The following is a 1,204-nucleotide window of genomic DNA, read 5'->3' on the forward strand; positions in this document are numbered from 1 at the left end:
TAGTCCGGATTGGAGTCTGCAACTCGACTCCATGAAGTCGGAATCGCTAGTAATCGTGAATCAGAATGTCACGGTGAATACGTTCCCGGGCCTTGTACACACCGCCCGTCACACCATGGGAGTGGGCTGCAAAAGAAGTGGGTAGTTTAACCTTTCGGGGAGGACGCTCACCACTTTGTGGTTCATGACTGGGGTGAAGTCGTAACAAGGTAGCCCTAGGGGAACCTGGGGCTGGATCACCTCCTTATACGATGATTATTCACGATGAGTGTCCACACAGATTGATTAGGTTTAGAAAAGAGAAAGATAAATCAATAATATTGAGTTATTTATGCAAAGCAGTTTTTCTTAGTTCAAGGAAGGCAAGCGATGAAGGAAGGAGCATACATGAGTATGTGACTGACTGAAGAGTGCAGTCCTGACGCAGAAATAAGAAAAAATGTGCAGCAGAAATGGGTCTGTAGCTCAGCTGGTTAGAGCGCTCGCCTGATAAGCGGGAGGTCGGTGGTTCAAGTCCACTCAGACCCACCAATCTTTCTGATAGCCGCGTTAACTAGCGCGTTGCATACTAATGTATGCGGCCTTACTAGTTGCCTTGCTCTCAAAAAGATAACTTATTTGATTTTTCTTGACACAGATGGGGCTATAGCTCAGCTGGGAGAGCGCCTGCCTTGCACGCAGGAGGTCTGCGGTTCGATCCCGCATAGCTCCACCATCTTTAAGTGTTCTTTCACAAGAATCTTTAAAAATGGTTTTTTCCGTTTTCGGAAACAAACTTGCTCTTTAACAATTTGGAAAGCTGACGAACAATAATGTGATTTCATTATTGTTCAAATTTAAAAGTTCTCAAATCCTAAGTCTTTAAGATTTAGGTACCAACACACATTCAAGTGTTCTTGGGAATAACATCATTGCCTGATGTTATTCAAATTTGAGTCCGGCAAAATCGAATGYTATCTCGCTCATAATAAAGAGATARCGCACCTTGGAAACGTCATACTACGTTGTAGCAAACGTATTGCGTTAAGCAAGACCCTTTGGGGTTGTATGGTTAAGTGACTAAGCGTACACGGTGGATGCCTTGGCAGTCAGAGGCGATGAAAGACGTAATAACTTGCGATAAGCCCAGATTAGGTAGTAATAACCATTTGAGTCTGGGATTTCTGAATGGGGAAACCCACGTGCATAAGCACGTATCGTTATG

2 tRNA genes and 2 rRNA genes are annotated in these 1,204 nt (G+C 44.0%); all 4 read left to right on the forward strand.

Annotated elements, in window-relative coordinates:
- Positions 1-247 (forward strand): 16S ribosomal RNA (locus A9260_RS12545); the annotation flags it as partial.
- Positions 248-454: 207 nt separating this feature from the next.
- Positions 455-531 (forward strand) — tRNA-Ile (locus A9260_RS12550).
- Positions 532-639: 108 nt separating this feature from the next.
- Positions 640-715: transfer RNA gene (locus A9260_RS12555), tRNA-Ala, on the forward strand.
- A 334-nt stretch (positions 716-1,049) separates the two neighbouring features.
- Positions 1,050-1,204 (forward strand): 23S ribosomal RNA (locus A9260_RS17045); the annotation flags it as partial.

The sequence above is a fragment of the Vibrio sp. UCD-FRSSP16_30 genome (assembly GCF_001676025.1).
In the GTDB taxonomy this organism is placed as follows: Bacteria; Pseudomonadota; Gammaproteobacteria; order Enterobacterales; family Vibrionaceae; genus Vibrio.